Raw genomic sequence first — 25,095 nt, 5'->3', positions numbered from 1 at the left:
GCAGTGGACTCGCCCTGGAGAGGGTTCCGGCGGCCAGAGTGGAAGAATGCTCCTGCGTGCCATGTTCCTCCCCGTCACCGCCACCAGTCGGCGCGACCTCGTCGAGCGGCTGGGACAGCTGGTTCTTGGTCTCTTCCTCTACGGCGTTGCGCTCGGTTTCATGGTGCGTGGCGGCATCGGCGTAGCTCCGTGGGACGTGCTGGCACTCGGTCTCGCCGCGCAGTCGGGCCTTGGATACGGCGTCATGACCGTGATCATCTCGGTCGTCGTGCTGCTGCTGTGGATTCCGCTGCGTCAGCGTGTGGGTCTTGGCACGGTGCTGAACGCGCTCCTGGTCGGGCCGAGCGCCGATCTCGCACTCCTCCTGATCCCGAATCCCGCTTCAGTCTGGATCGGAGCCCCGATGTTCATCTTCGGGCTCCTGCTGCTGGCCTTCGCGACCGGGCTCTACATCGCGGCCGACTTCGGTCCCGGCCCCCGCGACGGCCTCATGACCGGGTTGGTTCGCCGCACCGGATGGGCCGTGTGGCTCGTCCGCACCCTGATCGAGGGAAGCGTGCTGCTCATCGGCTTCCTGCTGGGCGGCCCGGTGGGTGTGGGTACAGTGCTCTTCGCGTTCGGTGTAGGCCCGCTCATCGGATGGTTCCTGCCGCGAATCACGCGGGCCCGAGAAGCGCGCTCACGGCAGCTCGGGTCGCTGCGCACCGCCTGACGCTCCCGCTGATCCCCTTGCGGATACGAAGAGAGGCCCTCGGAATCCCGAGGGCCTCTCTTCGTCGATCGGTGCAGACGTCAGTCTGCGCTGGCGACCACCAGGACGGCGTTGTGCCCGCCGAAACCGAAGGAGTTGCTGATCGCGATCTGCGGACCGTCCCCGAGAGGCGCGGCCTCGCCGGAGAGATTGAACGGCACAGCCGGGTCAGGCTCGGTCATGTTGATCGTCGGTGGAGCGACACGATCGCGGAGCGCGAGGAGCGAGAAGATCGCCTCGAGAGCGCCGGTTCCGCCGAGCAGGTGCCCCGTCGATGCCTTCGTCGCGGACACCGGGATCTCATCGATCCGGTCGCCGAAGACCTTCTTGAGCGCGACGTACTCGTTGGGGTCGCCGACCGGAGTCGACGTCGCGTGCGCGTTGATGTGCGTGATCTGATCAGCGGTGACACCGGCCTCGTCGAGCGCCAGAGTGACCGCGCGGGCGGCGCCGTTGCCCTCGGGGTCGTTGCCGGTGATGTGGTACGCGTCGGCCGTGACGCCGCCGCCGAGGACGTACCCGTAGATCTTGGCGCCGCGGGCCTTGGCATGCTCCTCGGTCTCGAGGATCAACACGGCAGCTCCCTCGCCCATGACGAATCCGTCACGGTCGATCGCGCCGGGGCGGGAGGCGTGGGCCGGGTCGTCGTTGCGTCGCGACAGCGCCTGCGCGGAGGCGAAGGAAGCCATCGTGATCGGGTGGATCGCCGACTCGGTTCCTCCGGCGATCACGACGTCGGCGAGACCCTCCTGAAGGTGGTGGAAGGCGTGGATGATCGACTCGGTGCTCGAGGCGCACGCGCTGACGACTGTCTGCGCGTAGGCGCGCGCGTGGAACTGCAGCGACAGGTTTCCAGCGGCGGCATTCGGCATGAGCATCGGGACCGTGAGCGGCATGACCCGGCGGGGGCCCTTCTCGCGGAGAGTGTCCCAGGCGTCGAGGAGGGTCCAGAGACCGCCGATGCCGGTCGCGAAGTCGATTCCCAGGCGCTCAGGGGCGACCTCGGGGGATCCTGCGTCAGCCCACGCCTCGCGCGCGGCGATCAGCGCGAACTGCGACGAGGGATCGAGTCGCTTCGCCTCGTGGCGTGGAAGAACCTCTTCGGGACGGACGATCGCCTCAGCGGCGAAGGTGACGGGAAGCTCGTACTGCTTGACCCAGTCGTGTTCGAGGGAGCGGGTACCGGACATGCCGGCCAGCAGGTTCGTCCAGTTCTCGGGGGCCGTGCCGCCGATGGCGGACGTGGCGCCGATGCCGGTGACGACGATGCGCTTGGTCATGGGGTGTGGTTCCTTGTCGAAACGAAGTCGAACGGGTGAGAGGGCAGGTCGGAGGATGCCACTCCCCGCGAGGTGCGGGGGTGGCATCCTGCCGGGATTACTCCTGGCCCGCGACGATGAAGCTGACGGCGTCGCCGACGGTCTTCAGGTTCTTGACCTCGTCGTCGGGAATGGTGACGCCGAACTTCTCCTCGGCGTTGACGACGATCGTCATCATCGAGATCGAGTCGATGTCGAGGTCGTCGGTGAACGACTTCTCCAGGGCGACCTCGGAGGCGTTGATGCCGGTCTCGTCGGTGATGAGTTCTGCGAGGCCAGCGAGGACCTCATCGTTGGTGAAAGCCATGTGGTCTTCCTCTTTCTTGCGGGTTGTTTTCGGAACCGTGGAACAGTCTAGGGAAAGTCAGCGCATTCTCAGGGAAGGACGACGACCTGTGCGGCGAACACGAGTCCCGCACCGAACCCGATCTGCAGCGCGAGTCCGCCGGAGAGCTCGGGGTGCTCAGCCATCAGACGGTGGCTGGCGAGCGGGATCGAGGCAGCAGAGGTGTTGCCGGTGGTCTCGATGTCGCGGGCGATCACGGTGGTCTCCGGCAGCTTCAGCTGCTTGGCGAACTCGTCGATGATGCGCATGTTGGCCTGGTGCGGGATGAACGCGGCGATGTCCGTCGGCTCGACGCCGGCCTTGTCGAGTGCCTCGCGTGCGACCTTGGCCATCTCCCATACCGCCCAGCGGAAGACCGTCTGGCCTTCCTGGCGCAGAGTCGGCCACGGCACGACGCCGTCGCGGAAGTCGGTGAGCGTGCCGTTCATGCCCACTGCATCGGCCTTCGAGCCGTCGGAGCCCCACACGGCCGGAGCGATACCGGGAGTGTCGCTCGGGCCGATCAGCGCGGCGCCAGCACCGTCGCCGAGGAGGAACGAGATGCTGCGGTCGGTCGGGTCGACGACATCGGACAGCTTCTCCGTGCCGATCACGAGGGCGTATCGAGCGGCGCCGGCTTTGATCAGCGCGTCTGCCTGGGCGATCGCGTAGGCGTATCCGGCGCATGCGGCGTTGATGTCGTAGGCCGCTGCGGGGTTCGCGCCGACGCGGTCGGCGACGATGGCCGAGACCGACGGTGTCTGCTTGGGGTTGCTGATGGTCGCGACGATCACCAGGTCGACCTGGTCTGCCGGGACGCCGGACTTCTCGATGGCCTCCGCGGCCGCCGTCGTCGCGAGGTCGATCGCGTCGGTGCCCTTGTCGGCACGGGCACGGGTGATGATGCCGGTGCGCTGACGGATCCACTCATCACTGGAGTCGATCGGGCCGATCAGGTCTTCGTTGGGCACCGCATTCTCGCCACGGGCGGCGCCGTACGAGTAGATGCGCGTGTACGCGGGACCGGTGAGCTGGGCGAGGGTGACGCTCATGCGGCTACTCCGTTCAGCAGCGCGACGGCTGCGTCGAGGTCTTCTGGGGTCTTCACGGCGACCGTGGGCACGCCGCGCAGGCCGCGCTTGGCGAGTCCGACCAGTGCGCCGGCCGGGGCGAGTTCGATCACTCCGGTGACACCCGCGTCGGCGAAGGACTGCATGCAGAGGTCCCAGCGCACGGGGGAGGAGACCTGGTCGACGAGATAGTTGAGCGCCTGCCCGCCGTCCGTGACGGCAGAGCCGTCGCGGTTGGTCCACAGCGTGATGTCGGGGTCCGCAGGGGTGACATCCGCGACGGCGTCTCGGAGCGCGGCGACAGCTGCGGCCATGTACCGGGTATGGAATGCACCGGCCACCTGGAGTGGGATGACGCGGGTGCCCTTGACGGGCTCTTCGGCGAGAGCGGCGAGGGCGGGGAGGGCGCCGGCGACGACGATCTGTCCGCCACCGTTGTAGTTGGCGGGGAAGAGGTCGAGCTCGGCGAGACGGGCGAGAAGGGTTTCCTCATCGCCGCCGAGGACGGCGCTCATGCCGGTCTGCTCCTGCGCTGCCGCATCGGCCATCGCACGGCCGCGGATGCCGACCAGACGCATACCGGTGTCGGCATCGATCGCGCCGCTGCCCACGAGAGCGGCGATCTCGCCGACGGAGTGCCCGGCGATCCCGTCCGCACGACGCCCGGCCCGCTCCACGAGAGCATCACCGGCGATCAGGGAAGCGGCGACGATCAGCGGCTGCGCGATGCGCGTGTCGCGGATCGTGTCGGCGTCCGAGACCGTGCCGTGTTGGCGAAGATCGACCTCCGCAGCGTCGGAGTACGCGGCGAGGCGCTCGGCCACACCGTCGAGCTCGAGCCAAGGGGCGAGGAATCCGGGGGTCTGCGAGCCCTGACCTGGGCATACGACGACAATCACCAACCCAGTCTGCCAACGATTCCCGCTAAGTGGTGGATGATCCATCACAAGATTGCGAGAAACCCTTGTGTGTGGCGCACAGAGGCAGGCTGAATGTGCTCAGCGCTGCGGGCGTCGGAGTGGCGGGCGTCGACGCGATTGCTCCCCGGCTCCGATGGAACCGAGGACCAGGGCGGTCTGCAGGATGAGCGCCTCGCGGGGCCCGGTGGCGTCCCAGCCGATGACCTCGCTCACGCGCTTGAGCCGGTAGCGCACGGTGTTCGGGTGCACGAACAGCTCGCGGGCGGTCGCCTCGAGTGAGCGCCCGTTGTCGAGGTAGCTCCAGAGCGTGGTGACCAGATCGGTGGAATGTGCCTGCAGCGGGCGGAAGATGCGTTCGATCAGCGTGTGCTTGGCGAGCGGGTCTCCGGCGAGTGCCCGCTCCGGGAGCAGGTCGTCGGCTTCCACGGGACGAGGGGCTCCGCGCCAGGCGCGGGCGACCGCGAAACCCGCGAGCGCGGCGCGTGCGCTCTGGCTCGCGTCGACGAGGGCGGCCACGGCTGGGCCGAGCACGACATATCCCGGGCCGAACGACGGTTCGAGGCGGGTGGCGATCTCCTGGAAGCCGAGTTCTTCTCCTTCGCCCTCCTGGCCTTCGACGCGTGCACGTCCGAGCACGAGCACGAGGCGGGAGCCCTGGACGCCGATGAGGACATCGACGGCGAGCTTCCTGGCAGTGCGGCGGACCAGGTCGACGTCGAACTGCGCTGGCGTGGTTCCGACGAGAACGGCGACCTCACCGTGACCGTGCCAACCGAGCGCGGCGATCCGGCTCGGAAGCTCCTCGTCGGCTTCGCCGGTGAGGATGGAATCGACGACGAGTGCTTCCAGGCGCGCGTCCCAGAGGCCACGGGCCTCGGCGGCCCTGGCATACACATCGGCCGCTGCGAATGCGACATCGCGCGAGTAGAGCAGGATCGCCTCGCGGAGATCGTTTCCTCGACCCGCGACGCGCTCCTCGGTGACCTCGACGGTGACGCGGATGAGTTGCAGGGTCTGCTGGAGGCTGACGCTGCGCAGCAGTTCACGCGGAGCCGCGGCGAAGATGTCGGCCGCGATCCATGGCGTGGAGGTGGGGTCTTCGTACCACTGGATGAACGACGTGATGCCGGCCTGAGCCACCAGCCCGACCGCAGAGCGGCGGGCTGGTGGCATGTCGGCGTACCACGGGAGGGTGTCCTCCAGGCGCTTGATGGTCACCGAGGCGATGTCACCGGAGATCCGGCGCAGCCAGGTGAGCGTCGCGGCCTTGTCCATGCCGGAAGGAGAAGAACCTGTCACCGAGGGCTCAGCTTTCGCCGCCCGCGTTGCCGCTGGTCCCGGCGTTCACGTCGTGCAGTCGATACTTCTGGATGGCCTGCGCCGCGAGCGAGCGGTCGACGACGCCGTCTTCGGCGAGCGACTGCAGGGTGCGGACGACGATCGACGGTCCGTCGATCTTGAAGAAGCGACGTGCAGCGGCACGTGTGTCGGAGAAGCCGAAGCCGTCAGCACCGAGTGTGGCGAAGCGGTTCGGAACCCACGGACGGATCTGGTCCTGCACGGCGTGCATGAAGTCGCTGACGGCGACGACCGGGCCCTCTGCGCCCTGCAGCTTCTGGGTGAGGTAGGCCGTGTGGGGCTCCTCCTCCGGGTGCAGGAAGTTGTGCTCGTCGGCGGCGAGGCCGTCGCGGCGCAGCTCGGTCCACGAGGTGACCGACCACACGTCGGCGATCACGCCCCAGTCGTTCTTCAGCAGCTCCTGCGCCTCGAGGGCCCAGGGGAGTCCGACACCCGATGCGAAGAGCTGGGCGCGGGGACCCTCGCCCTCGCCGACCGAGATGCGGTGGATGCCGCGCACGATGCCGTCAACGTCCACGTTCTCCGGCTCGGCGGGCATCACGATGGGCTCGTTGTAGAGCGTGATGTAGTACATCACGTTCGGGTCCTCGTGGTTGCCGCCGTACATGCGCTCCAGGCCGGACCGCACGATGTGTGCGATCTCGTAGCCGTAGGCGGGGTCGTACGAGACCGTCGCGGGGTTGGTCGCGGCGAGCAGGTGTGAGTGTCCGTCGGCGTGCTGCAGACCCTCACCGGTCAACGTCGTGCGACCGGCGGTGGCGCCCATGATGAAGCCGCGCGCCATCTGGTCACCGGCCGCCCACTGGGCGTCACCCGTGCGCTGGAACCCGAACATCGAGTAGAAGAGGTAGATCGGGATGAGCGGTTCGCCGTGCGTGGCGTACGAGGTGCCGGTGGCGGTGAACGCCGCGAGGGCGCCGGCCTCGTTGATGCCGACGTGCATGATCTGACCCTGCGGGCTCTCCTTGTAGGCGAGGAGGAGTTCGCGGTCGACCGAGGTGTAGTGCTGGCCGTTCGGGTTGTAGATCTTCGCCGTCGGGAAGTACGCGTCCATGCCGAAGGTGCGCGCCTCGTCGGGGATGATCGGCACGATGCGGTGACCGAAGTCCTTCGAGCGGAGCAGGTCCTTCAGCAGTCGGACGAACGCCATCGTGGTGGCGATCTCCTGCGTGCCCGAGCCCTTCTTGGGCAGGGCGTATGCCGTGTCATCCGGCAGCGAGAGTCCGACGTGCGTCGAACGGCGCTCGGGCAGGTGGCCGCCGAGGGCCTGACGGCGCTCGAGCATGTACTGGATCGTCTCGTCCTGGGGTCCCGGGTTGTAGTACGGGGGCAGGTACGGGTTCTCCTCGAGCTGCGCATCCGTGATCGGGATGTGCATGGCGTCGCGGAACGTCTTGAGGTTGTCCAGCGTCATCTTCTTCATCTGGTGGGTCGCGTTGCGGCCCTCGAACTGAGGACCGAGACCGTAGCCCTTGACGGTCTTCGCCAGGATGACGGTGGGCTTGCCCTTGTGCTCGGTCGCGGCCTTGAACGCGGCGTAGACCTTGCGGTAGTCGTGGCCACCCCGCTTGAGGTTCCAGATGTCGTCGTCGGACATGTCCTTGACGAGAGCGGCGGTGCGCTCGTCGCGACCGAAGAAGTGCTCGCGAACGTAGGCACCGGACTCGGCCTTGTAGGTCTGGTAGTCACCGTCGGGGGTGACGTTCATCAGGTTGAGCAGCGCGCCCTCGGTGTCGCGGGCGAGCAGGTCATCCCACTCGCGACCCCAGACGACCTTGATGACGTTCCAGCCGGCACCGCGGAAGAACGATTCGAGCTCCTGCACGATCTTGCCGTTGCCGCGAACCGGACCGTCGAGGCGCTGCAGGTTGCAGTTCACGACGAACGTGAGGTTGTCGAGGCCCTCGTTCGCTGCGACCTGCAGCTGGCCGCGGCTCTCGACCTCGTCCATCTCGCCGTCGCCCAGGAAGGCCCAGACATGCGATGCGGAGGTGTCCTTGATGCCACGGTTCTCGAGGTACTTGTTCGACATCGCCTGGTAGATCGCGTTGATCGGACCGAGGCCCATCGACACCGTCGGGAACTGCCAGTACTCCGGCATGAGACGCGGGTGCGGGTAGGAGGGGATGCCGTTCGGGCCGTGCGACTTCTCCTGACGGAAGCCGTCGAGCTGGTCCTCGCTCAGGCGTCCCTCGAGGAAGGAGCGTGCGTAGGTACCGGGGGAGGCGTGACCCTGGACGAAGATCTGGTCTCCGCCGCCGGGGTTGTCGGCACCCTTGAAGAAGTGGTTGAAGCCGACTTCGTAGAGCGCGGCAGACGACGCGTAGGTCGAGATGTGGCCGCCGACGCCGATGCCGGGGCGCTGTGCGCGGTGCACCGTGATCGCTGCGTTCCAACGGATCCAGGCGCGGTAGCGGCGCTCGACCTCTTCGTCACCGGGGAACTCCGGCTCGTTCTCGCTCGCGATGGTGTTGATGTAGTCCGTGGTGGGGACCATGGGCACACCGAGGTGCAGCTCCTTGGAGCGCTTCAGCAGGCTGAGCATGATCTCGCGACCACGGCCGTGGCCCTTCGCATCCACCAGCTCATCGAGCGACTGCTGCCACTCGCCGGTCTCTTCCGGATCACTGTCCTGGGGGCCCTGGGAGTATGGATCCTGATCGTGAACGGTCACGGGTGGAGCCTTTCGTCAAGCTGGCAGGTCATGCCAAGGAAACGGGAAGCGACACGGGCAGCCTTGTCGGCTGTGCACAACGCGCGCCTGGTTCAGCCTAGCCCTGTTCCACGACAGCGTCGCGCATCGGGCACCGGATAGACTGTTGGGCACCAGGGCCTTTAGCTCAGCTGGTAGAGCGCCACGTTTACACCGTGGATGTCGTCGGTTCGATCCCGGCAGGGCCCACCTAGAAAGCCGTGGGATCGACCGAAGGTGATCGGTGCCGTGAAACGGTGCGCGACCCCCCGGCGGCCCCCGAGCCAGCGGTCCGCGTTGGCGCGCTTCGCGAGGGTATCCGTTGGATGATCCTTGATCAGTGCCGCTGGTTCGACCTAGCCCGTGTGTCTCGGCGTCTACGGTTATAGGCTTGATTCGGTTCAAGACCGATAGGACCGCGACGTAGTGCGTTTCGATCGACACTGCGCTTCCGGAAATCAGAGCTTCACCTATGCTCGCTTCGGGAGGAAATATGACATCCATGGACTACGAGTTGAGCCTCGATCTGCCGCAAGATGATCATGGGGGGGACCCGGACTCGTTCAGCGCCCACGTAGCTCGAATCGCAGTTCAGGATGGTGAGCCCATCGCGCTCGGTGCAACAGGAGTGACTCTCATCGTCGGGGGGAACAACGCCGGAAAATCGACTCTGCTCAAGCAGATCCACGCGCGGATCACCTCGAGCTGGGGAGGCAGTCCCGGCAATCCCTCACCTCGGCTCCTCACCACATTGGATGTGGCCACGACCGGCACTAGGGCGGACGTTTTCGCGTGGCTCGCGTCCGAGGGCCATGTGAGCGAAAACTCCATCGTCCGAAACGGGATCGGTATCAGCCCTGCGGTCGTGAATGTCGTGTGGAACACGTCACGGGCCCAAGGGCGTTTCGACACGCTCGGACAGGTGTTCACGCTCGCGCCGAACGCGCGTACACGCTTCAACGCTGTCGCCGCAGCACCTCGCCGTCCAGACCTCTCCGACCCGCCAGCCACAGACTTGCACTACTTCGAAGACGATCCCGCGCTGATGGCCGAACTCGATGAGTACACCAGGGATATCTTCGGCGTTGGACTCACCCTCGACCCGCTCAGCGGAAGCCTCATCCTCCGATTCGGGCATGTGAACGTCGAGGCACCAAAGGTTGACAACATCTCCCCTGAATACCGGCAGGCCTTGGCTGCCTTGACGCCGTTGGAAAAGCAAGGAGACGGGATCAGTAGCACCCTCGGCCTTCTTATTCCGCTCCTGGCAGGGCGTCGTCCCATCACTCTCGTGGACGAGCCCGAGGCGTACCTGCACCCTCCGCAGGCCTACAAGCTCGGCCAGATCGTCGCTCAAATCGCGGACCGGCACAAAATTCAAACGGTCATCGCCACTCACGACCGCAACTTTGTCGCCGGAGTCCTCGCCCATCGAGACGCTTCGCCAACTGTCATTCGGCTAGAACGACATGGCGACACGACCGCTGCATTTGCCGTCGACCCACAGCGGCTGCGGGACATCTGGTCCAGCGCCTTGCTCCGGCATAGCAACGTCCTTGACGGACTTTTCCACCGCGCCGTGATCATCGCCGAACAAGAACGTGACTGCGTCTTCTACCACGCTGCCCTCGAATCAGCGGGGGACCTCCCCGGAGATCTGCTCCCCAGCGACGTCCTATTCGTCTCCGCTCACGGTATGGGCGGGATTCCAGAGATCGCGTCCGTGCTGAGGTCCGCACACGTTCCCGTTGTTGCTGCCATCGACATCGACGGGTTACGAGATAAAGCAGCTCTTCGGAGGATCGTTGCTTCCCTCGGCGGAACGTGGACCGAAACAATTGACAAAGCTTTCACGGCGGCGACCGCGGAATTTCGAACTGTGCGCAAGCCCCTGACGCGTCAGCAAGTACTTGCTGCAGTCGCCACCGTGCTCGACGACGATCGAACGAACGTATATGACGCCGATGCCCAGAGAGCCGTGAAGGCGGCGCTCTCTGTGGATGACCCGTGGGCGTCCGCCAAGTTGCATGGACTCTCGGCGTTCCACGGTGACCGCCCTGCCGCCGACCGGCTGTTCGCAGAACTCGCCGAGCAAGGCGTGGTCCTCGTTCCCGTCGGTGAACTTGAACGGTTCGCGCCCTCCCTCGGAGTCGCAAAGGGGAAGAACTGGCTCCCCGCTGCTTTGGAGGCATTCGCTCATGAACTAGACGCGTCGACGAGTTACGCATCGTCCCTGGCCGCCGCAGCCATTATCGCCGAGACGCGATCAGCGCCCGCATGAGATACGCCAGGCGTGACTTGATCGCAAGCAGTCCTTCGCAGGTGGCTCTCGCGACTGCCCGGGATGCTGCCCGATTGAATCCTCTATCAGCATCACAGGTGGCGGGCTGTGGTAAATCCGCCTCAAGTCGAGCTACCACGGCGGAACGCACGTTCGACCTGGACAGGTCGAACGAAGGGCTCGCTGTGCCATTCAAGTGGCTGGTCTCACAAACGATGGTTCGGTGAGAGCGTGTGAGAGTCCAATTTTGAGACACTTCCGACTGGCGTGTCTCGGTGATCGTATTGAGAGTTGAGTTATGCGACAATCGACCAATGACCAGGTTCGCGTACATCCGCACCTCGACCAAGGATCAGCACGCTGATCTCCAGCGCGACGCCATCGCCAAGGTGGACGGCATCAAGCGCGTGTACGCCGACGAAGGCGTGTCCGGCACGCTGGTATCCAGGCCGCAGTGGGACGAGCTGATCGACCGTCTCGAAGAGGGCGACGAAGTCGTCGTTTGGAAACTCGACCGCATGGGCCGCAACACGATGAACGTCCTCGAAGCAGTCAAGAGGATCACCGACGCGGGCGCATCCTTCTACTCGATCACCGAGAAGATCGACACGAGCGGCCCCATGGGCCAGGCGATGCTGACCATCATGGCCGCGTTCGCGCAGCTCGAACGCGACACCATCGTGGAGCGCACACGCGCCGGTCTCGACGCGGCCAAGGCACAGGGCCGTGTGGGGGGTCGCCCCACCAAGGCGGATCCGAAGAAACTGGCGACGATCAAGGAACTCATCGCCTCCGGAGACCACAGCCGCGCCGACATCGCCCGCATGGTCGAGATTAGCCCCGCGACTCTCTACCGTGTGATCTCGTCGCTTTAGAACCCTCCGGCGCGAAGTGCGCGAGCCTTGACGACTTAAATCGGGATCGCGGGTTTCCATTCGACGGTCCGTGCTTCGGTCCACAGACCGATTGCAACCTCTTGCAGTACGTAGAGCGATTCGGCGAGCGAAGGCAGATCGGACCTCTTGATAACCTCGGCGCGCACGGACCCACGCACGTGTTCCCTGCTCCGCCGTGTCGTCAGGGTGAGTTCACTCGGATCAAGCGCGCCTCCACTGACCCCAACCGCCCCATGGAGGACCTTGTTTCGCTCCCTGACCGCCTCGTCAGCGGCGTCCAGGAATTCGCTCATGCGCCACTTCGTGGCGAACTCTACCCAGTCCGAATCCCGACAGATCGCACGAAGCATCGCTGTCACGCGACTAACCGGCAAGTCCCGAGTCAGGTGATAGGTCGCGGCGGTGTCTCCTCCAGAGATTTGCCGCAGCAGCCGCCACAGGTAGACCTCCAGCGACCCCGCGTAGGCGGAGATCACAGCCAATGCTTCGAAGTCGGCGGCTTTCATCCCGCTGTAGTAGACCGCTTCGTCGTACCTGGATTCATGCTCGGGTTCGTCGCCCAGCGGGCGCAGCCACCAGGCGGAGGCGTACGGCTCCTGGGATAGATCGATAGGCACGAAGCCGACCGTACACCTCATCAGTGTCAGAATCGCCAGCCCAGTTCGGTAGCCATTCCGAAAAAGTTCAAGCAGCGCACGCCACGAGCGCGAGCCACATTCGGAACCTTCTGGTTCCTCGGGGTTACGTTCGCCCCGGCCTCGCGCTCGTCGCTGACAATGGTTAGACCGGTCACCTCGGCGTGAGCGATAAGGAACGGGTCTGCCGCGTTCTGCGACTCGCGCACCCACTCGGGGTAGTCCTCAGAGATCTCCGCGGCGAGCGCGATCTCTTCGCCCCCCACATCGCAGACGAAACCGTCCTGAGCTTTTGCCCACTCGTACAGCTCGTCGGTGCCTCTGTGGACCTCTTCGTGCACCTCGTCGCAGATACACGCCGCCCTTGCATCGATCAGCTCCTCCAGGCGCTCCCAGACGCTGGGGAAGATGTCGCGTGGGTACTGAGCGGCCATGCGGATGAGGATGTTCGTGTCCAGGGTGAAGCTCATCGCCCACCGGTCCGGAAGTACTCATCCTGCATCTGCTGGATCATCGGCATCCGAGCGTTGAGCAGGTACGTAGCGTCCAGCGCGCTGAGTCGATCCTGTTCGACAGCTCGCAGAACAGCTCCGAGATACCGGGGACCGAGGTCCCGGTACCGCAGCTTCCAAGGCGGAACGAAGCCATCGCCAGATGCCTGAATACGCCGGACCTCGTCCCACTCGGCGTTGGACCGCTCGCGGTACTCGTCCAGGCTTTCTTGGCTCATCAGACCCGCGGTTCGCAGCCTCACCGCAGCAGCGAGAGGGCTCACCCTGAAGTAGCGCGCGAGGGCGTCAGGGGTGATCTCCGCCCTGACCGTCAATAGCTCACGCATGGCTTCCGTGGGCATAAGGAACTCGGCAGCGAAGGAATTGCAGAGAGCTTCTTCCGCGACATGATCGTTCAGCACGCACAGGCCACTGGTGCGGTTGGCGACGTGTGCTACTTCGTGGAACAGCGTGAACGTCTTCCCGTTGGGAGCGTCGGCACCGTTGAGCACGATGATGGGGAGCCGGTCGGCGTGGATGGACAGCCCGCGGAACGCCTGCAAGGCGATGCCCGTGGTCTGGAAGATCAGGTACCCAGCTGCTTCGAGCTGACCGCGCCAGAAGTTGAACACGGCGTTCGGCTGGTTCTCCGTAGGCCGAAAATCGGGCATCAGTCCGAGCATCGTTCGGAACTCCCGAGCCCTCTCATGGATCGCCGGGCGCGTGATGGCTTGCGGCACCTTCAGTGCAGGGACCTCGTCGGCGATATCCAGAAACGTGCTCCGATGCGCCGCAGCGCGCTTCAGCTCACGAGCGAGTTGCGGAGGGATCTCGTCACCACCGCGGCCACGGAAGTCTGCCGTCTCGGGCACATCGGATTCAGAGGGAGCAGGGGCGAGGAAGTAGGCGAGGGAGCGATCCAGCTTGCGAGCGAGCTTCTGCATCTGCTTGTAGGTAGGTTCCGTCGCCCCCGCTTCGAACTCCTCGATGCGACTCGCCGCCACGTTCGCGGCGCGCCCAAGTTCCTCGCGAGACATGTGCAGCATCTCGCGAGCAGCCGTGAGGGTGTCCCCCTTGATCGGCACTCGAACGCTCATCGGCGCAGCTCCGGTTCTGATCCTTTTCGCTTGACTCTAAGGCACCGTACGCCGTGCATGCGACACCGCGGCCGCGGTCCGAGCGGCCCCTGTGGGCTCAGTCCTGCCACGTTGCATCGGGCGCCTCAGAGCTTCTGAATGCACGGGCGCGCTAATCGCTGACGTCCGAGTCCCGCCAGACGCTTGCGCTCGAAGTGTCGTAGAACTTGATTCTGAGACGCCGACCGCCGTTCTTCTCTCTCTGCTGCGCGAGATCCTCCGACCGCTCGATTAGCTTTTTCGATGCGCGCGATTCGGCGGTACCGTGCACGCCGACGTAGAGGCGCGTGATGTTGCTGTCTTCGGCTTCGAGTCGCTCGAGGATGTGACTGTCGTTCTCGTGCATGGACATGCCGTGAACAAAGAGAGCGCCGCGCTGCTCGCCGAATCGATTGAGGCCCGTTCGCAGGTAGGCGCTTCGCCCAATCCGTTCTCGTTTGTCCTCACTCGAACCCTCCGTGACCACGAGCGGATAGTCTCCGTTTCGAAGGCGGCGACGTATAGACCCGACTATCGGCCCGCTCTCGTTGTAGGACATCTTGTGCAGGCGGCGATCTTCGACGAAGAGGTGGAGAGCGCCGTGCAGATAGAAGATCCGCTGTCGTTGAGTCGGCGTCGAACTCCATATCAGCGAATGGTCGCTCGACGACACCCAGCCGAAGCCATCCTTCTTGGGCACCCGTGAACCATGTTCTGTCGCCATGACCACCCAGTAGAGCAACAGGTCGTAGTTCAGCGTGTAGATGTTGCTGAAGTTGGCGAGAAATCGCCGGGCATGAACGATCTGGTCCGGTTCGAGGTTGTGCGCCCTCGCAGGGTGACGTGTGGCGAGGACGTCCGCGAGTCCGTTGCGAACCACGCGAGCGTCGGACTTCATGGCTTCTGCGCGTGCTGCGCTGCCTCCGTATAGTTCTTCGATCGCGGCGCTGCTCTTAAGTCGATCGATCACCACTTCGAAGTTTGATGATCCGAGAGCTCCGAAAAGCGCCTCCTTCGACACAGATAGATCCGAGAGGTTCGCTTCCTCTGCCAGTGATTCGTACTTGAAGATGGTTGGGTCGTAGTCAATGCTGAAGCCGTTGCCAAGCAGCACTGACACCTCATCAGCGTGGTTGTCGGCGTGGTCGAGAGCGGCCTGAAACGTCTTTATCTTGGGCATCGAGTGTCATCGTATCGGCGGGCGGAGGGAGGAGCGTCTATCAGCTGCAGAGCTCAGCGTGCTGAGGTGCCCCGTGGGATGCCTACCCACCCGCGGCCACCTCCCCGTCGTTACGCGGGCCACATTTTTTTGCGACGAAACACTACGCTCGAGGCTCGATAGATAAGGGGATTCATCTCGGCGGGCAAACGGTTCGGCATGCTCAAGGTTCCGACTTTTCACTCAGAGCAGGCCACCCGATGCGGTGGGCGCGGCACTTGCGCCGTGGTGGCAGCTTCGTCTGACACGCCTCTCCGCGGGCGCATGTATAACTTCGCGTTGAGCTAGTGCGCATCTCAACACGGTCGAGGTGTCGCGTACCCCTGGCGTACCCCCCCCAGCATGAAGAATGTTCAGATTCCGGGGATGGGTGCAACGTCAGAAACGCCTGAAATCAAGTATCCGCGTGACCCGAGCACGTTTACACCGTGGATGTCGTCGGTTCGATCCCGGCAGGGCCCACCACAGAAGCCTTACGGTGGTGGCGGAGTATGACCGACTCGCCCCGTGCCCTCCGGCTCGGCCACACATCCTCATGGCCGACGAGGGGCTGAGTCCTCTTGCGCCCACGGGCCATCCGCGGGAATGTGGTGCTCGAGGGCGCTCGTCGCCTCCTCGATCCGTCTCTTCGCCAAGGAAGGCAGCCATGTCGCGAGACGCCGGTGTGCGAGTGTCCCGAAACGGGGGAGCGATCGTGCTCGCTTTCGCCGTCCTATTGGCCAGCGGTTGCGCCGGAACTGCGGACGATGCCACCTCGACGAAGGAGTCGGAGGGTGCGGTCACCCGCCCGGCAGCTCCCGAAGGCGAGCTTTCCGCTGAGCTCCAGGATCAACTGCGCAGTGCGCTCGACCAGGTGATGAGCGAGTATGACGTGCCGGGCGCCGCTGCCGGAGTCTGGATTCTGGGCCAGGGCTCATGGACGACCGCGGCCGGCGTCGCAGACCTCGACGGCGACGTCCCGGTGACCCTCGATATGACGTGGCCCATCCGGAGCATCACCAAGTCGTACACGGTCACGCTTCTGCTGCAACTGGTCGATGAAGGCGAGATCAGCCTGGACGACACCATCGATCAGTACGTCGACGGGGTCACCGACGGTGACACGATCACGCTGCTCGAGCTCGCGAACATGTCCAGCGGCAACGCCGACTACATCAACCAGGAGTTCCTCGACGACTTCTCCGCCGACCCCACCAAGATCTACTCGATCGGCGAGCTGAACAGCTTCATCGTCGGAGAGCCGGCACAGTTCGCACCCGGTACCGAGTACCTCTACACGAACGCGAACACGAACCTGCTCGGTGCCGTGATCGAGAAGGTCACCGGCAAGGAGTATGCAGAGGTGCTGGACGAGCGCATCCTCACTCCGCTCGGACAGACCGGAACCGCGTACGTCACCGACCCGGCGGACTGGAGAGTTCCGCACGCCGTCGGCTACATCGCCGCGGAGGGCGTGCGGGAAGCGCAGACCGAGACTCCCTCGATCCTGGGTGCGGCCGGAGCGATGTTCTCGACTCTCGACGACGGGCGCGTGTGGGCCGAGACGCTGGGCACCGGTGCTCTGCTCACCCCCGACACACAGAAGCTGCGGCTGATCGGCCATCCGATTCCCCGCCCGCCGTACGACGAGTATGCCGTGGGCATCGGTGAGACCGGCGGGTGGTGGGGGCACAACGGCGAGGGGATCGGCTTCACGGCTGCGACGTTCCACGACCCGGACTCCGGCGCGAGCATCGTCGTGTACATGAATGAGTCGAACATCCCCGACGCTCATCCGGCCGATGCTGCGTTCCGCGCCCTCGCGGCGGTCCTCGACGTGTCCGCGGGCGGATGAGGCCGGGCCGTCCACATGCATTGTCGTCTCCTGTGCGACGCGACACGCACACCCTGGCGAGCGTCGCGCTGCACACCTAGGCTCCCCGCATGGGACTTCTGACTTTCAGCATCAACGTCACCATCGACGGCTGCGTGGATCACCAGGAAGGGATCGCCGACGACGAGACCCACGCCTTCTTCACCCGCCTCCTGCGGGAGTCAGGTGCGATGCTCTGGGGCCGCACGACCTACGAGATGATGGAGGTCTACTGGCCAGCGGTCGCGCGCGGTGATGTGGAGGCGCCGCCGGCACTGCAGGAGTGGGCGGTCGCGCTCGATGCCAAGCCGAAGTACGTCGTGTCATCCACGCGCGACGTCTTCTCATGGACGAACAGCCATCGGCTCATCGGTGACCTCCGTGCGAGCGTGCAGAGACTCATGGACGAGACGCCGGACGGCGTCCTCCTCGGAAGCGGCATGCTCGCCACCGAACTCGATCGGCTGGGCCTGATCGACGAGTACCGGTTCCTCGTCCACCCCCGGATCGCAGGCCACGGCCCGACGCTGTATCAGGGAGGGCTGCCGGGCGCTCGTCGGCTCGACCTCGTCTCGGCGACGCCGCTGCGCAACGGGGTGATCGCGACGCACTACCGGCGCGCAGACTGAACCCGACCGTCATGACGACGTCGCGGCGCGTACGCTGGAGCGCACGACTCGACTCGACGATCGGAAACGGGGCTCTCAGACATGGCGGGACGCATCGTCATAAGCGGGGCATCGGGCCTCATCGGCTCCGCCCTCGCTTCATCCCTCCGTGCCGACGATGTCGAGGTCACCACGCTCGTGCGGCGTGCCCCACGGTCGGACGACGAAGTGCAGTGGGCGCCGGGGGAGAGCGTGCTCGACCCCGAGGTGCTGACCGGAGCCGACGCGGTCGTCGCGCTCGGAGGCGCCAGCGTCGGGCGTCTGCCCTGGACACGCGGCTATCGCCGTGAGCTCGTCGATTCGCGTCTGCAGGCGACGCGTACGCTCACGACGGCCCTGCGGGCTCTGCGCTCCGACGCTCCGGCCCTCGTCTCGGCATCCGCCGTCGGGTACTACGGCTCCGCGCCCGGCGAGGTACTCACCGAGGATTCCGCTGCAGGGCAGACCTTCCTGGCCGATCTGACGGTGCGATGGGAGGCCGAGGCCCGACAGGCAGAAGACCACACCAGGGTCACGCTGCTCCGCACCGCCCCGGTCATCCACCGGCGCGGCGTCCTCAAGCCGCTCATCCAGCTGACCCGATTCGGTGTCTCCGGGCCACTCGGTCGAGGAACCCAGATCTGGCCGTGGATCTCCCTCGACGATGAGGTGCGAGCGATTCGCCATGTGCTCGACAGGAAGATCGCCGGGCCCGTGAACCTCACCGGCCCCACGTCGGCCTCCGCGAATGAGATCGGCCGTGCCCTCGCCGCGCATATGCATCGCCCGTTCTGGCTGCCAGCTCCGACGTGGGCGTTGCGATTCGCTCTCGGCGACGCGGCGGACTCGCTGTTGCTGCCGGACGCGGATGTGCACCCGCAGGTGCTGGAGAACTCGGGATTCCGGTTCACCCACGCCACCGTGACCGAGGCCATCGCGTCAGCGCTCTGACTTTGTTCCGGTGAGGCCCCTCCCGAATCGGGACCCTCCACTGCAAGACTGAGCGCATGGAGATCATCGAGAACTCGAAGCTCACGGTCGTCGGCGCGGGAAGCGTAGGATCGAGCGTCGCGTACGCCGCTCTCATCCGAGGATCGGCTCGCCACGTGGCCCTCTACGACATCGCCACCGAGAAGGTCGAGGCGGAGGTTCTCGACCTCGCCCACGGCACACAGTTCACGGGCTCCAGCGACATCATCGGCGGCAGCGACATCTCGGTGGCGGCGGGTTCGCACGTCGTGGTGATCACCGCGGGCGCGAAGCAGAAGCCCGGCCAGACGCGGATCGAGCTCGCCGAGGTGAACGCGGGCATCATCCGCAGCATGATGCCGGACCTGCTCGAGGTCGCCCCGAACGCGATCTACGTGATCGTGACGAACCCGTGCGACGTGCTCACGGTCATCGCGCAGGAGGAGACGGGTCTTCCACCCGAGCGGATCTTCGCCTCCGGGACGGTGCTCGACACCTCGCGGTTGCGGTGGAAGCTCGGCCAGCGCGCAGGAGTCTCGACCGCCAGCGTCCATGCGCACATCATCGGTGAGCACGGCGACACCGAGTTCCCGCTCTGGTCTCGCGCGACGATCGGCACCGTGCCGATCCTCGAGTGGGAGACTCCCGGCCACCCCCGCTTCAGTCTCGACGAGCTGCAGGAGATCGCGGTCGACGTGCGCGACGCCGCATACAAGGTCATCCAGGGCAAGGGCGCGACCAACTACGCGATCGGACTCTCGAGTGCGCGCATCGTGGAGGCGATCCTGAGCGACGAGCATGCTGTGATGCCGGTGAGCACCGTATTGCGCGACTTCCACGGGGTCGACGGCGTCGCCTTATCGGTGCCGTCGATCGTGAGCGCCACGGGCGCCGTGCCGATCCGGAACACCTCGTTCTCAGACGACGAGCTGGCGCTGCTGCGACAGTCGGCTGACGCGCTCACAGCCGCGGCGGCATCACTGCGTCCCTGAGCGGGGTGCCGGTGCGGATCCGACACCCCGCCCCGGATCAGCGCCCGTGCGGGTCCGTGCCGTTCAGCGTGGCGACGACCTGGTCGTAGTCACCTCGGACCTCGGCGTAGCGGAGGAACTTCACACGCTCTACCTGGATCTCGGTCGCGTCGGGCTGTGTCTCGATCAGCGCCATGACCTCATCGATGAACTCGTCGAGCGGCATGGCCGACTCGTTGTCTTCGTGTCCGGGCATGAGAGGTGTGCGAACGGCCGGCGGCTCCAACTCGAGCACCGACACGCTGCTCCCTTCGAACTGCAACCGCAGGGACTCGCTGAGCATGTGGATCGCTGCCTTGCTGGCGTTGTAGGTCGGCGTCACCCGCAGCGGGGCGAACGCAAGCCCCGAAGAGACCGTCATGATCGTCGCATCCGGTTGTGCACGCAGGTGCTCGATGAAGGCGGCGATCAGCCGGATCGGCCCGAGGATGTTCGTGGTCACGGTCTCCTCTGCGGTGGACAGGAAGCCCGCTGGCGTGCTCCAGTCCTCAGCGCGCATGACGCCGGCCATCGTGATGAGCACGTTCAGCTCAGGGTGCTCGGATATGACGGTTCGGGAGGCCTCGTGGATGCTGTCCGCGTCGGTCGTGTCGATCCGCACCGTGTGGATGCCGGGATGCTCAGTCGCGATCGCCGTGAGGCGGTCCTCGCGACGCCCGCCCACGATGACGGTGTTGCCACGGTCCTGCAGACGCAAGGCCATGGCGAGTCCGATGCCGCTCGTCGCACCCGGGATGAAGATGGTGTTTCCGCTGATGTTCATGCTCCTAGCCTCGGCCCCTCACCACAGGCGCTCCAGAGACCGGTCATCCAGGGATCGGTGGTCCCTGGAACGTGCACCTGGGGCGGGGGATACTTCAGGAGTGGATCGTGATGCATTGGCCGAATTCCTCCTCCGTCGGCGCGAGGCGCTGAGGCCCTCCGACGTCGGGCTCTCGGCCGGGCCGCGGCGTCGCACCGCAGGGCTCCGCCGAGAAGAGGTGGCGCAGCTGGCAACCATGTCCACCGACTACTACACCCGCCTGGAGCAGCGGCGGGGTCCCCAGCCGAGCGTGCAGATCCTCGCCTCTCTCGCGCGGGCATTGCGTCTGACCGAAGACGAGCGCGACTACCTCTTCCGCCTCTGCGGCCACAGCGCCCCCGACCGGGCCCACGTGACCGAGTACGTGCGCCCTGGCATCCTCCGTGTACTCGACCGGTTGCACGACACCCCTGCTTTCGTGGTCTCCGTGCTGGACGAGGTCCTCGTGCAGAACGACGCCTCTCGCGCGCTCGTCGGCGACTCGAGCGCGCTCACCGGGCTCGATCGCAGCGGGATCTACCGCTGGTTCGCCTACCCCGACGTCGAACGGCGTCGATATCGGGAGGCCGACCACGCGCGACAGGCCCGCGCGCTCGTGGGTTCGCTGCGCGCCGCGCACGGAGTCATGGGCGCCCGCTCCAGGGCGGGGGAGATCGTCACCGCGTTGACCGCCCGAAGTCCGGAGTTCGTCGAGCTGTGGGATGCGCACGAGGTGAGTCGCCGATTCGAGCAGCACAAGGTGATGGTGCACCCCGAACTGGGCGAGATCGAAGTCGACTGTCAGGCACTCTTCACCGAGGACGAGTCGCATGCGCTGATCGTGCTCACCGCCGCACCGGGAAGCGAATCGGCGAGCAAACTCGAGTTCCTACGGGTGCTCGGAACGCAGAACGTCTGACGCGGGTCGGCGTCAGGACTCCTCGTGGGTTCGCGGATCGGCGTCGAACAGGCGTCCATCCGGGCGTCCGAGTGCGGTGATCTCCGCGACCTCTGCATCGTCGAGCGCGATCTCCGCGGCTGCGAGGTTCGCCACCTGGTGCTCGAGAGATGAAGCCTTGGGGATCGAGACCGTGCCTCGGGCGACGTGCCAGGCCAGGACCGTCTGTGCTGTCGTGATACCCCGGGCGGCGGCGATGTCGTGGATCACCGCTTCGTCGAAGAGCTCCTTCGCGCGTCCCAACGGGCTCCACGCCTCGGTCAGGATGCCGCGCTCACGGTGATAGGCGAGCTGCTCCTCCTGAGGGAAGAAGGGGTGCACCTCGATCTGGTTGACGACGGGCCGGACCCCTGTTTCCTGCTCGATGCGCTCCAGGTGCTCCGGGAGGAAGTTCGAGACGCCGATCTGCCTGACGACGCCGCGTGCCTGGGCGTCGACGAGCGCGGCCCATGCCTGGACGTACTCGTCCTGGATGGGGTTCGGCCAGTGGATGAGGTGCAGATCCGTCACGTCGAGACCGAGGCGGGAGCGGCTCTCCTCGATGCTCGTGCGTGCCTTCGCCGAGGGATGATGGCGCCCGGGGAGCTTCGTGGTGACGATGATCTCGGGGCGCGCGACATCGGCGGCGGCGACTCCACGGCCGACGGAGCCCTCGTTCTCGTAGTTGAACGCCGTGTCGACCAGGCGATAGCCCGCGCCGATACCGCCGGCGACGGCTTCTGCTCCGGCATCGCCGTTGAGACCGTAGGTGCCGAGGCCGATGGCCGGGAGGGCGAACCCGTTGTGGGAGGTGAACGAGGGGACGACGGGCTGAGTGGTCACGGTGCTCCTTCTTGGCCTTTTCGTCGAGCGTACGCTGAGGGAATGACAACGGAGGCGGAGAAGGCGCCGGATGACGTCGCGATCGCGGACCAGGACCGCTGTCCGTGTTCGTCCGGGGACGTGTTCGGAGGATGCTGCCGACCGCTGCTCGATGGTGCACTTGCTCCGACGGCGGAGCGTCTGATGCGCTCGCGCTACACCGCCTTCGCCCTCCAGGACGCGGTGCACCTCCTGCGCACCTGGCACCCGACGACGCGGCCGGAGACTCTCGACTTCGACCCGGACTTCGAGTGGCGGCGGCTGCTCGTGCTCGATCGCGTGGCCGGAGGGCCCTTCGACCGCGAGGGTGTCGTGGAGTTCGAGGCGTTCTGGCGTCAGGGGACGGATCGTGGCTCCCTGCATGAGCGCAGCCGCTTCGCGCGGGAAGACCGGCACTGGTACTACGTCGACGGCGACGTGCGCTGATGGGCGGATGTCGCGACAGCGACTAGATTTGGAAGCGTGAATGCCAGCCCCGAGAACCAGCGCACCCTGCTCGACATCGCCGACCTCGACCGGCGCATCGCGCAGGCCGAGCGTGCCCGAACGAAGCCGAGCCAGGCGGGGCGGATCACCGAGCTCGTCGCCATCCGCCAGGGGCAGCTCCGCGAGCTGACCACTCTCGCCGGCACGCGCGACGACGTGCGCACCGAACTGAAGCGTCTGGAGTCCGATGTCGCCGTCGTCGAGGCGCGCCGGAATCGCGATGCCGAGCGCCTCGCCGCGTCGACGAGCTCGAAAGACGCTCAGGCCCTCGAGCATGAACTCGCGAGTCTCGCCCGCCGTCAGAGTGACCTGGAAGACGCCGAGCTCGATGTCATGGGCCGGCTCGAAGAGGCAGAAGCCGCCCTCGCCGCTCAGCAGGCGCTCCTCGACACGACGACAGCCGAAGGCTCCGCACTCACCGCGCAGGCGAAGGCCGACGTCGCCGCCGCAACCGATCTCGGTGCACAGCTCGCCCGCGATCGTGCTGCCGTCGCCGAGAGCGTGTCGCCTCAGCTGCTGGCCGAGTACGACCGTCGTGCCACGAACAGTGCCGGTGCGGCGCTGCTCACCCGCGGCACCTGCGAGGGCTGCCGCATCCTGCTTCCCAGCACCGACCTCAACGACATCCGTCGCGCTGCGGACGACCTCGTGGTCTCCTGCCCCGAGTGCGGCTGCATCCTCGTGCGCACCGAGGAGTCCGGGCTCGCATGAGCGGCACCTGCCGACGCCGGTGATGACTGCACCGGCGTCGGGCGTCGAACGACGCATCGCGCTGAGCTCCATCGGGTCGCAGCAGTATGTGGCGATCGAGCTCGACGGGAACGACCAGGAGCAGAATCGCACGTCTCTGCGTGCCGATGAGCTCGCGGGGTGGGTCGGCGCTGTCGAGGCGGCCGATGCCCCGCGATGGATCATGCGCTCTGCCGCGGAGACCTATGCTCTCCTTCTCGGCGACGGAGTGCGGATCAGCCGCAGTCATGATCTGGTCCTCTGCCATGCGATCCTGCGCGACACCTCCGCGGTGCCGACCCCGTTGCCCGCATCTCAGGATTGGGTGCGGCGGGAGCAGACCGTGGCGGCGCCGTCGCTCTTCGACGTGTTCGACGACGTGAGCGGCGACGACGCGATCGCGACGATGCTCGATCAGTACCGGGCGCAACGCGAGGTGATCGCTGCGGCACCGGACGGACGCCTCACGCTGCTCTGCGCAGCGGAGTCGGCGGGCGGACTCATCGCGGAGGAGATGCGGGCCGCGGGATTGCCCTGGGACGAGGGCGTGCACGATGCGATCCTGACCGACACCCTGGGCACCCGGCCGGTCGCCGGTGGAGTCCCGAGTCGCATGGTCGAGCTCGGCGATCGCGTGCGTGAGCTCCTCGGCGACGCATCGCTCCACCTCGACAGCCAACAGAAGCTGCTCAGGGCACTGCATCGTGTCGGGGTGCAGGTGGAGTCCACGAGCCGGTGGGAGCTTGCGGAGCATGACCATCCCGTCGTCGAGCCGCTGCTCGCGTACAAGAAGCTCTCCCGCCTGCTCAGCGCCAACGGATGGGCGTGGCTCGCGGAATGGGTTCACGAAGGCCGATTCCGCCCGGTGTACATCCCCGGCGGCGTCGTCACCGGGCGCTGGGCTTCGGCCGGCGGGGGTGCCCTGCAACTCCCGCGCAGTCTGCGCCCTGCCGTGCGTGCTGACCCGGGATGGACCCTTGTCGTGGCGGATGTCGCGCAGCTCGAGCCGCGGATGCTCGCCGCGATGGCAGCGGATGAGGCGATGGCTCGGGCTGCGCGGGGGACTGACCTCTACGCCGGCGTCGTCGCCTCCGGTGCGGTCGCGACCCGCGAAGAGGCGAAGTACGCGGTCCTCGGCGCGATGTACGGCGCGACGACCGGCGACAGCGGCAGGTTGGTTCCGCGGCTGCGGAAGGTGTATCCCCGAGCCATGGCTCTCGTCGACGCCGCAGCGCGCACGGGGGAGGACGGGGGCATCGTCTCCACCTGGCTCGGTCGGTCCTCGCCTCGGCCGTCGGCGGAGTGGATGCGGCTGCAGTCAGAGGCGACCGATGCGGACGCCGACCCCGCGGTGGTGGCCCTCGCCCGGCGCAGAGCGCGCGACTGGGGGCGGTTCACACGGAACTTCGTGGTGCAGGGCACGGCTGCGGAGTGGTCGTTGATCTGGCTCGCCGAGATCCGTCACCGGTTGCAGCAGATTCCGGAGGTGTTCGCCGAGGCAGCGGCATCCGGTCCGTTCGCGCGCTCCCCGCACCTGGCGTTCTTCCTGCACGACGAGGTGATCCTGCACGTTCCGCTCGAACACGCCGAGGCGGCCGCTGAGGCCGTGCGAGAAGCTGCGGCCACCGCGACGACGCGACTGTTCGGCTCCTTCCCGATCGACGTGCCCCTCGATCTGCGCATCGCGGAGTCGGCGGAGAAGTAGCCG

At 66.2% G+C, this 25,095-nt stretch carries 23 protein-coding genes, 1 tRNA gene and 1 pseudogene; 12 read left to right on the top strand and 13 right to left on the bottom strand.

The annotated features are described in order from the left end of the window. The first annotated feature begins 46 nt into the window (after positions 1 to 46). Positions 47 to 712 (top strand): YitT family protein, encoded by a 666-nt coding sequence (locus ACIQTX_RS12660; RefSeq protein WP_402972497.1) that lies wholly within the window; start codon positions 47 to 49, stop codon positions 710 to 712. A gap of 80 nt (positions 713 to 792) precedes the next feature. On the opposite strand, the gene ACIQTX_RS12655 is transcribed toward ACIQTX_RS12660, so the two are convergent. The 6 genes from ACIQTX_RS12655 to aceE all read right to left on the bottom strand — a co-directional run bounded on the left by ACIQTX_RS12655 (position 793) and on the right by aceE (position 8,418). After that, entirely contained in the window at positions 793 to 2,031 is a 1,239-nt protein-coding gene (locus ACIQTX_RS12655; RefSeq protein ID WP_028501720.1) for a beta-ketoacyl synthase, read from the bottom strand. Positions 2,032 to 2,128: 97 nt separating this feature from the next. Then, positions 2,129 to 2,377: an acyl carrier protein gene (locus ACIQTX_RS12650; RefSeq protein WP_017830435.1), complete on the bottom strand. Its 249-nt coding sequence runs from the start codon at positions 2,375 to 2,377 to the stop codon at positions 2,129 to 2,131. A gap of 68 nt (positions 2,378 to 2,445) precedes the next feature. Further along, on the bottom strand, positions 2,446 to 3,447 hold the full coding sequence (locus ACIQTX_RS12645) for a beta-ketoacyl-ACP synthase III (RefSeq protein ID WP_028501721.1): 1,002 nt from the start codon (positions 3,445 to 3,447) through the stop codon (positions 2,446 to 2,448). Next, entirely contained in the window at positions 3,444 to 4,364 is a 921-nt protein-coding gene (locus ACIQTX_RS12640) for an ACP S-malonyltransferase (protein ID WP_402972495.1), read from the bottom strand. Before ACIQTX_RS12640 ends, ACIQTX_RS12645 begins: the two co-directional genes overlap by 4 nt. Before the next feature lie 99 nt (positions 4,365 to 4,463). After that, the gene (locus tag ACIQTX_RS12635) at positions 4,464 to 5,660 is read right to left on the bottom strand and encodes a PucR family transcriptional regulator (protein ID WP_402972493.1); all 1,197 of its coding nucleotides are present in this window, start codon (positions 5,658 to 5,660) and stop codon (positions 4,464 to 4,466) included. Between the two features lie 31 nt (positions 5,661 to 5,691). Next, complete coding sequence (aceE, locus tag ACIQTX_RS12630; RefSeq protein ID WP_105525872.1) at positions 5,692 to 8,418, bottom strand: pyruvate dehydrogenase (acetyl-transferring), homodimeric type; 2,727 nt, start codon at positions 8,416 to 8,418, stop codon at positions 5,692 to 5,694. Between the two features lie 155 nt (positions 8,419 to 8,573). On the opposite strand from aceE, the gene ACIQTX_RS12625 reads away from it, so the two are divergent. The 3 genes from ACIQTX_RS12625 (at position 8,574) to ACIQTX_RS12615 (ending at position 11,592) form a co-directional block, all read left to right on the top strand. Then, positions 8,574 to 8,646, top strand: a tRNA-Val gene (locus tag ACIQTX_RS12625). A 292-nt stretch (positions 8,647 to 8,938) separates the two neighbouring features. Then, positions 8,939 to 10,717, top strand: a complete 1,779-nt coding sequence (locus ACIQTX_RS12620; RefSeq protein ID WP_402972490.1) for an ATP-dependent nuclease — start codon at positions 8,939 to 8,941, stop codon at positions 10,715 to 10,717. A 314-nt stretch (positions 10,718 to 11,031) separates the two neighbouring features. After that, entirely contained in the window at positions 11,032 to 11,592 is a 561-nt protein-coding gene (locus ACIQTX_RS12615) for a recombinase family protein (protein ID WP_402972488.1), read from the top strand. A gap of 35 nt (positions 11,593 to 11,627) precedes the next feature. Here ACIQTX_RS12615 and ACIQTX_RS12610 read toward each other — a convergent pair whose 3' ends face one another. The 5 genes and pseudogenes from ACIQTX_RS12610 to ACIQTX_RS12590 all read right to left on the bottom strand — a co-directional run bounded on the left by ACIQTX_RS12610 (position 11,628) and on the right by ACIQTX_RS12590 (position 15,034). Continuing rightward, positions 11,628 to 12,251: a hypothetical protein gene (locus ACIQTX_RS12610; protein ID WP_402972486.1), complete on the bottom strand. Its 624-nt coding sequence runs from the start codon at positions 12,249 to 12,251 to the stop codon at positions 11,628 to 11,630. A gap of 5 nt (positions 12,252 to 12,256) precedes the next feature. Beyond that, positions 12,257 to 12,718: a DUF4411 family protein gene (locus tag ACIQTX_RS12605; RefSeq protein WP_402972484.1), complete on the bottom strand. Its 462-nt coding sequence runs from the start codon at positions 12,716 to 12,718 to the stop codon at positions 12,257 to 12,259. Beyond that, positions 12,715 to 13,611 carry an ImmA/IrrE family metallo-endopeptidase gene (locus ACIQTX_RS12600; RefSeq protein WP_402973059.1) on the bottom strand — a complete coding sequence of 299 codons (897 nt, stop codon included), beginning with the start codon at positions 13,609 to 13,611 and terminating at the stop codon, positions 12,715 to 12,717. The genes ACIQTX_RS12605 and ACIQTX_RS12600 overlap by 4 nt, the downstream gene beginning before the upstream one ends. A 39-nt stretch (positions 13,612 to 13,650) precedes the next feature. Next, positions 13,651 to 13,785, bottom strand: a pseudogene (locus ACIQTX_RS12595) (helix-turn-helix domain-containing protein); the annotation flags it as partial. 202 nt (positions 13,786 to 13,987) lie between these two features. Then, positions 13,988 to 15,034, bottom strand: a complete 1,047-nt coding sequence (locus tag ACIQTX_RS12590) for a DUF4917 family protein (protein ID WP_402972482.1) — start codon at positions 15,032 to 15,034, stop codon at positions 13,988 to 13,990. Positions 15,035 to 15,719: 685 nt separating this feature from the next. Between ACIQTX_RS12590 and ACIQTX_RS12585 the strand changes: the two genes are divergently transcribed. From ACIQTX_RS12585 to ACIQTX_RS12570, 4 genes are all read left to right on the top strand, one after another. Beyond that, a complete protein-coding gene (locus ACIQTX_RS12585; protein WP_402972480.1) occupies positions 15,720 to 16,907 on the top strand; it encodes a serine hydrolase domain-containing protein in 1,188 nt (395 codons plus the stop codon). An 89-nt stretch (positions 16,908 to 16,996) separates the two neighbouring features. Continuing rightward, the gene (locus ACIQTX_RS12580; protein WP_402972478.1) at positions 16,997 to 17,554 is read left to right on the top strand and encodes a dihydrofolate reductase family protein; all 558 of its coding nucleotides are present in this window, start codon (positions 16,997 to 16,999) and stop codon (positions 17,552 to 17,554) included. A gap of 81 nt (positions 17,555 to 17,635) precedes the next feature. Next, positions 17,636 to 18,523 (top strand): TIGR01777 family oxidoreductase, encoded by an 888-nt coding sequence (locus ACIQTX_RS12575; RefSeq protein ID WP_402972476.1) that lies wholly within the window; start codon positions 17,636 to 17,638, stop codon positions 18,521 to 18,523. 56 nt (positions 18,524 to 18,579) lie between these two features. Continuing rightward, on the top strand, positions 18,580 to 19,533 hold the full coding sequence (locus ACIQTX_RS12570; RefSeq protein WP_402972474.1) for an L-lactate dehydrogenase: 954 nt from the start codon (positions 18,580 to 18,582) through the stop codon (positions 19,531 to 19,533). A 37-nt stretch (positions 19,534 to 19,570) separates the two neighbouring features. On the opposite strand, the gene ACIQTX_RS12565 is transcribed toward ACIQTX_RS12570, so the two are convergent. Further along, complete coding sequence (locus tag ACIQTX_RS12565) at positions 19,571 to 20,335, bottom strand: SDR family oxidoreductase (RefSeq protein WP_402972472.1); 765 nt, start codon at positions 20,333 to 20,335, stop codon at positions 19,571 to 19,573. Between the two features lie 100 nt (positions 20,336 to 20,435). Between ACIQTX_RS12565 and ACIQTX_RS12560 the strand changes: the two genes are divergently transcribed. Further along, positions 20,436 to 21,272, top strand: coding sequence for a helix-turn-helix transcriptional regulator (locus ACIQTX_RS12560; RefSeq protein ID WP_028501729.1), 837 nt, complete (start codon positions 20,436 to 20,438; stop codon positions 21,270 to 21,272). 12 nt (positions 21,273 to 21,284) lie between these two features. Here ACIQTX_RS12560 and ACIQTX_RS12555 read toward each other — a convergent pair whose 3' ends face one another. After that, the gene (locus ACIQTX_RS12555) at positions 21,285 to 22,133 is read right to left on the bottom strand and encodes an aldo/keto reductase (RefSeq protein ID WP_402972470.1); all 849 of its coding nucleotides are present in this window, start codon (positions 22,131 to 22,133) and stop codon (positions 21,285 to 21,287) included. Between the two features lie 42 nt (positions 22,134 to 22,175). Here ACIQTX_RS12555 and ACIQTX_RS12550 point away from each other — a divergent pair, with 42 nt between their 5' ends. Genes ACIQTX_RS12550 through ACIQTX_RS12540 form a run of 3 tightly spaced genes read left to right on the top strand, consistent with a single transcriptional unit; the run spans position 22,176 to position 25,092 of the window. Beyond that, the gene (locus tag ACIQTX_RS12550; RefSeq protein ID WP_402972468.1) at positions 22,176 to 22,598 is read left to right on the top strand and encodes a YchJ family protein; all 423 of its coding nucleotides are present in this window, start codon (positions 22,176 to 22,178) and stop codon (positions 22,596 to 22,598) included. 36 nt (positions 22,599 to 22,634) lie between these two features. Continuing rightward, positions 22,635 to 23,369 (top strand): zinc ribbon domain-containing protein, encoded by a 735-nt coding sequence (locus tag ACIQTX_RS12545; RefSeq protein ID WP_028501732.1) that lies wholly within the window; start codon positions 22,635 to 22,637, stop codon positions 23,367 to 23,369. Between the two features lie 22 nt (positions 23,370 to 23,391). After that, positions 23,392 to 25,092 carry a bifunctional 3'-5' exonuclease/DNA polymerase gene (locus ACIQTX_RS12540; RefSeq protein WP_402972466.1) on the top strand — a complete coding sequence of 567 codons (1,701 nt, stop codon included), beginning with the start codon at positions 23,392 to 23,394 and terminating at the stop codon, positions 25,090 to 25,092. The last annotated feature ends 3 nt before the right edge of the window (positions 25,093 to 25,095 follow it).

It is taken from the genome of Microbacterium sp. NPDC090281, from assembly GCF_044769635.1.
GTDB lineage: Bacteria > Actinomycetota > Actinomycetes > Actinomycetales > Microbacteriaceae > Microbacterium.
This window is presented reverse-complemented; position numbering and strand designations above follow the sequence as displayed.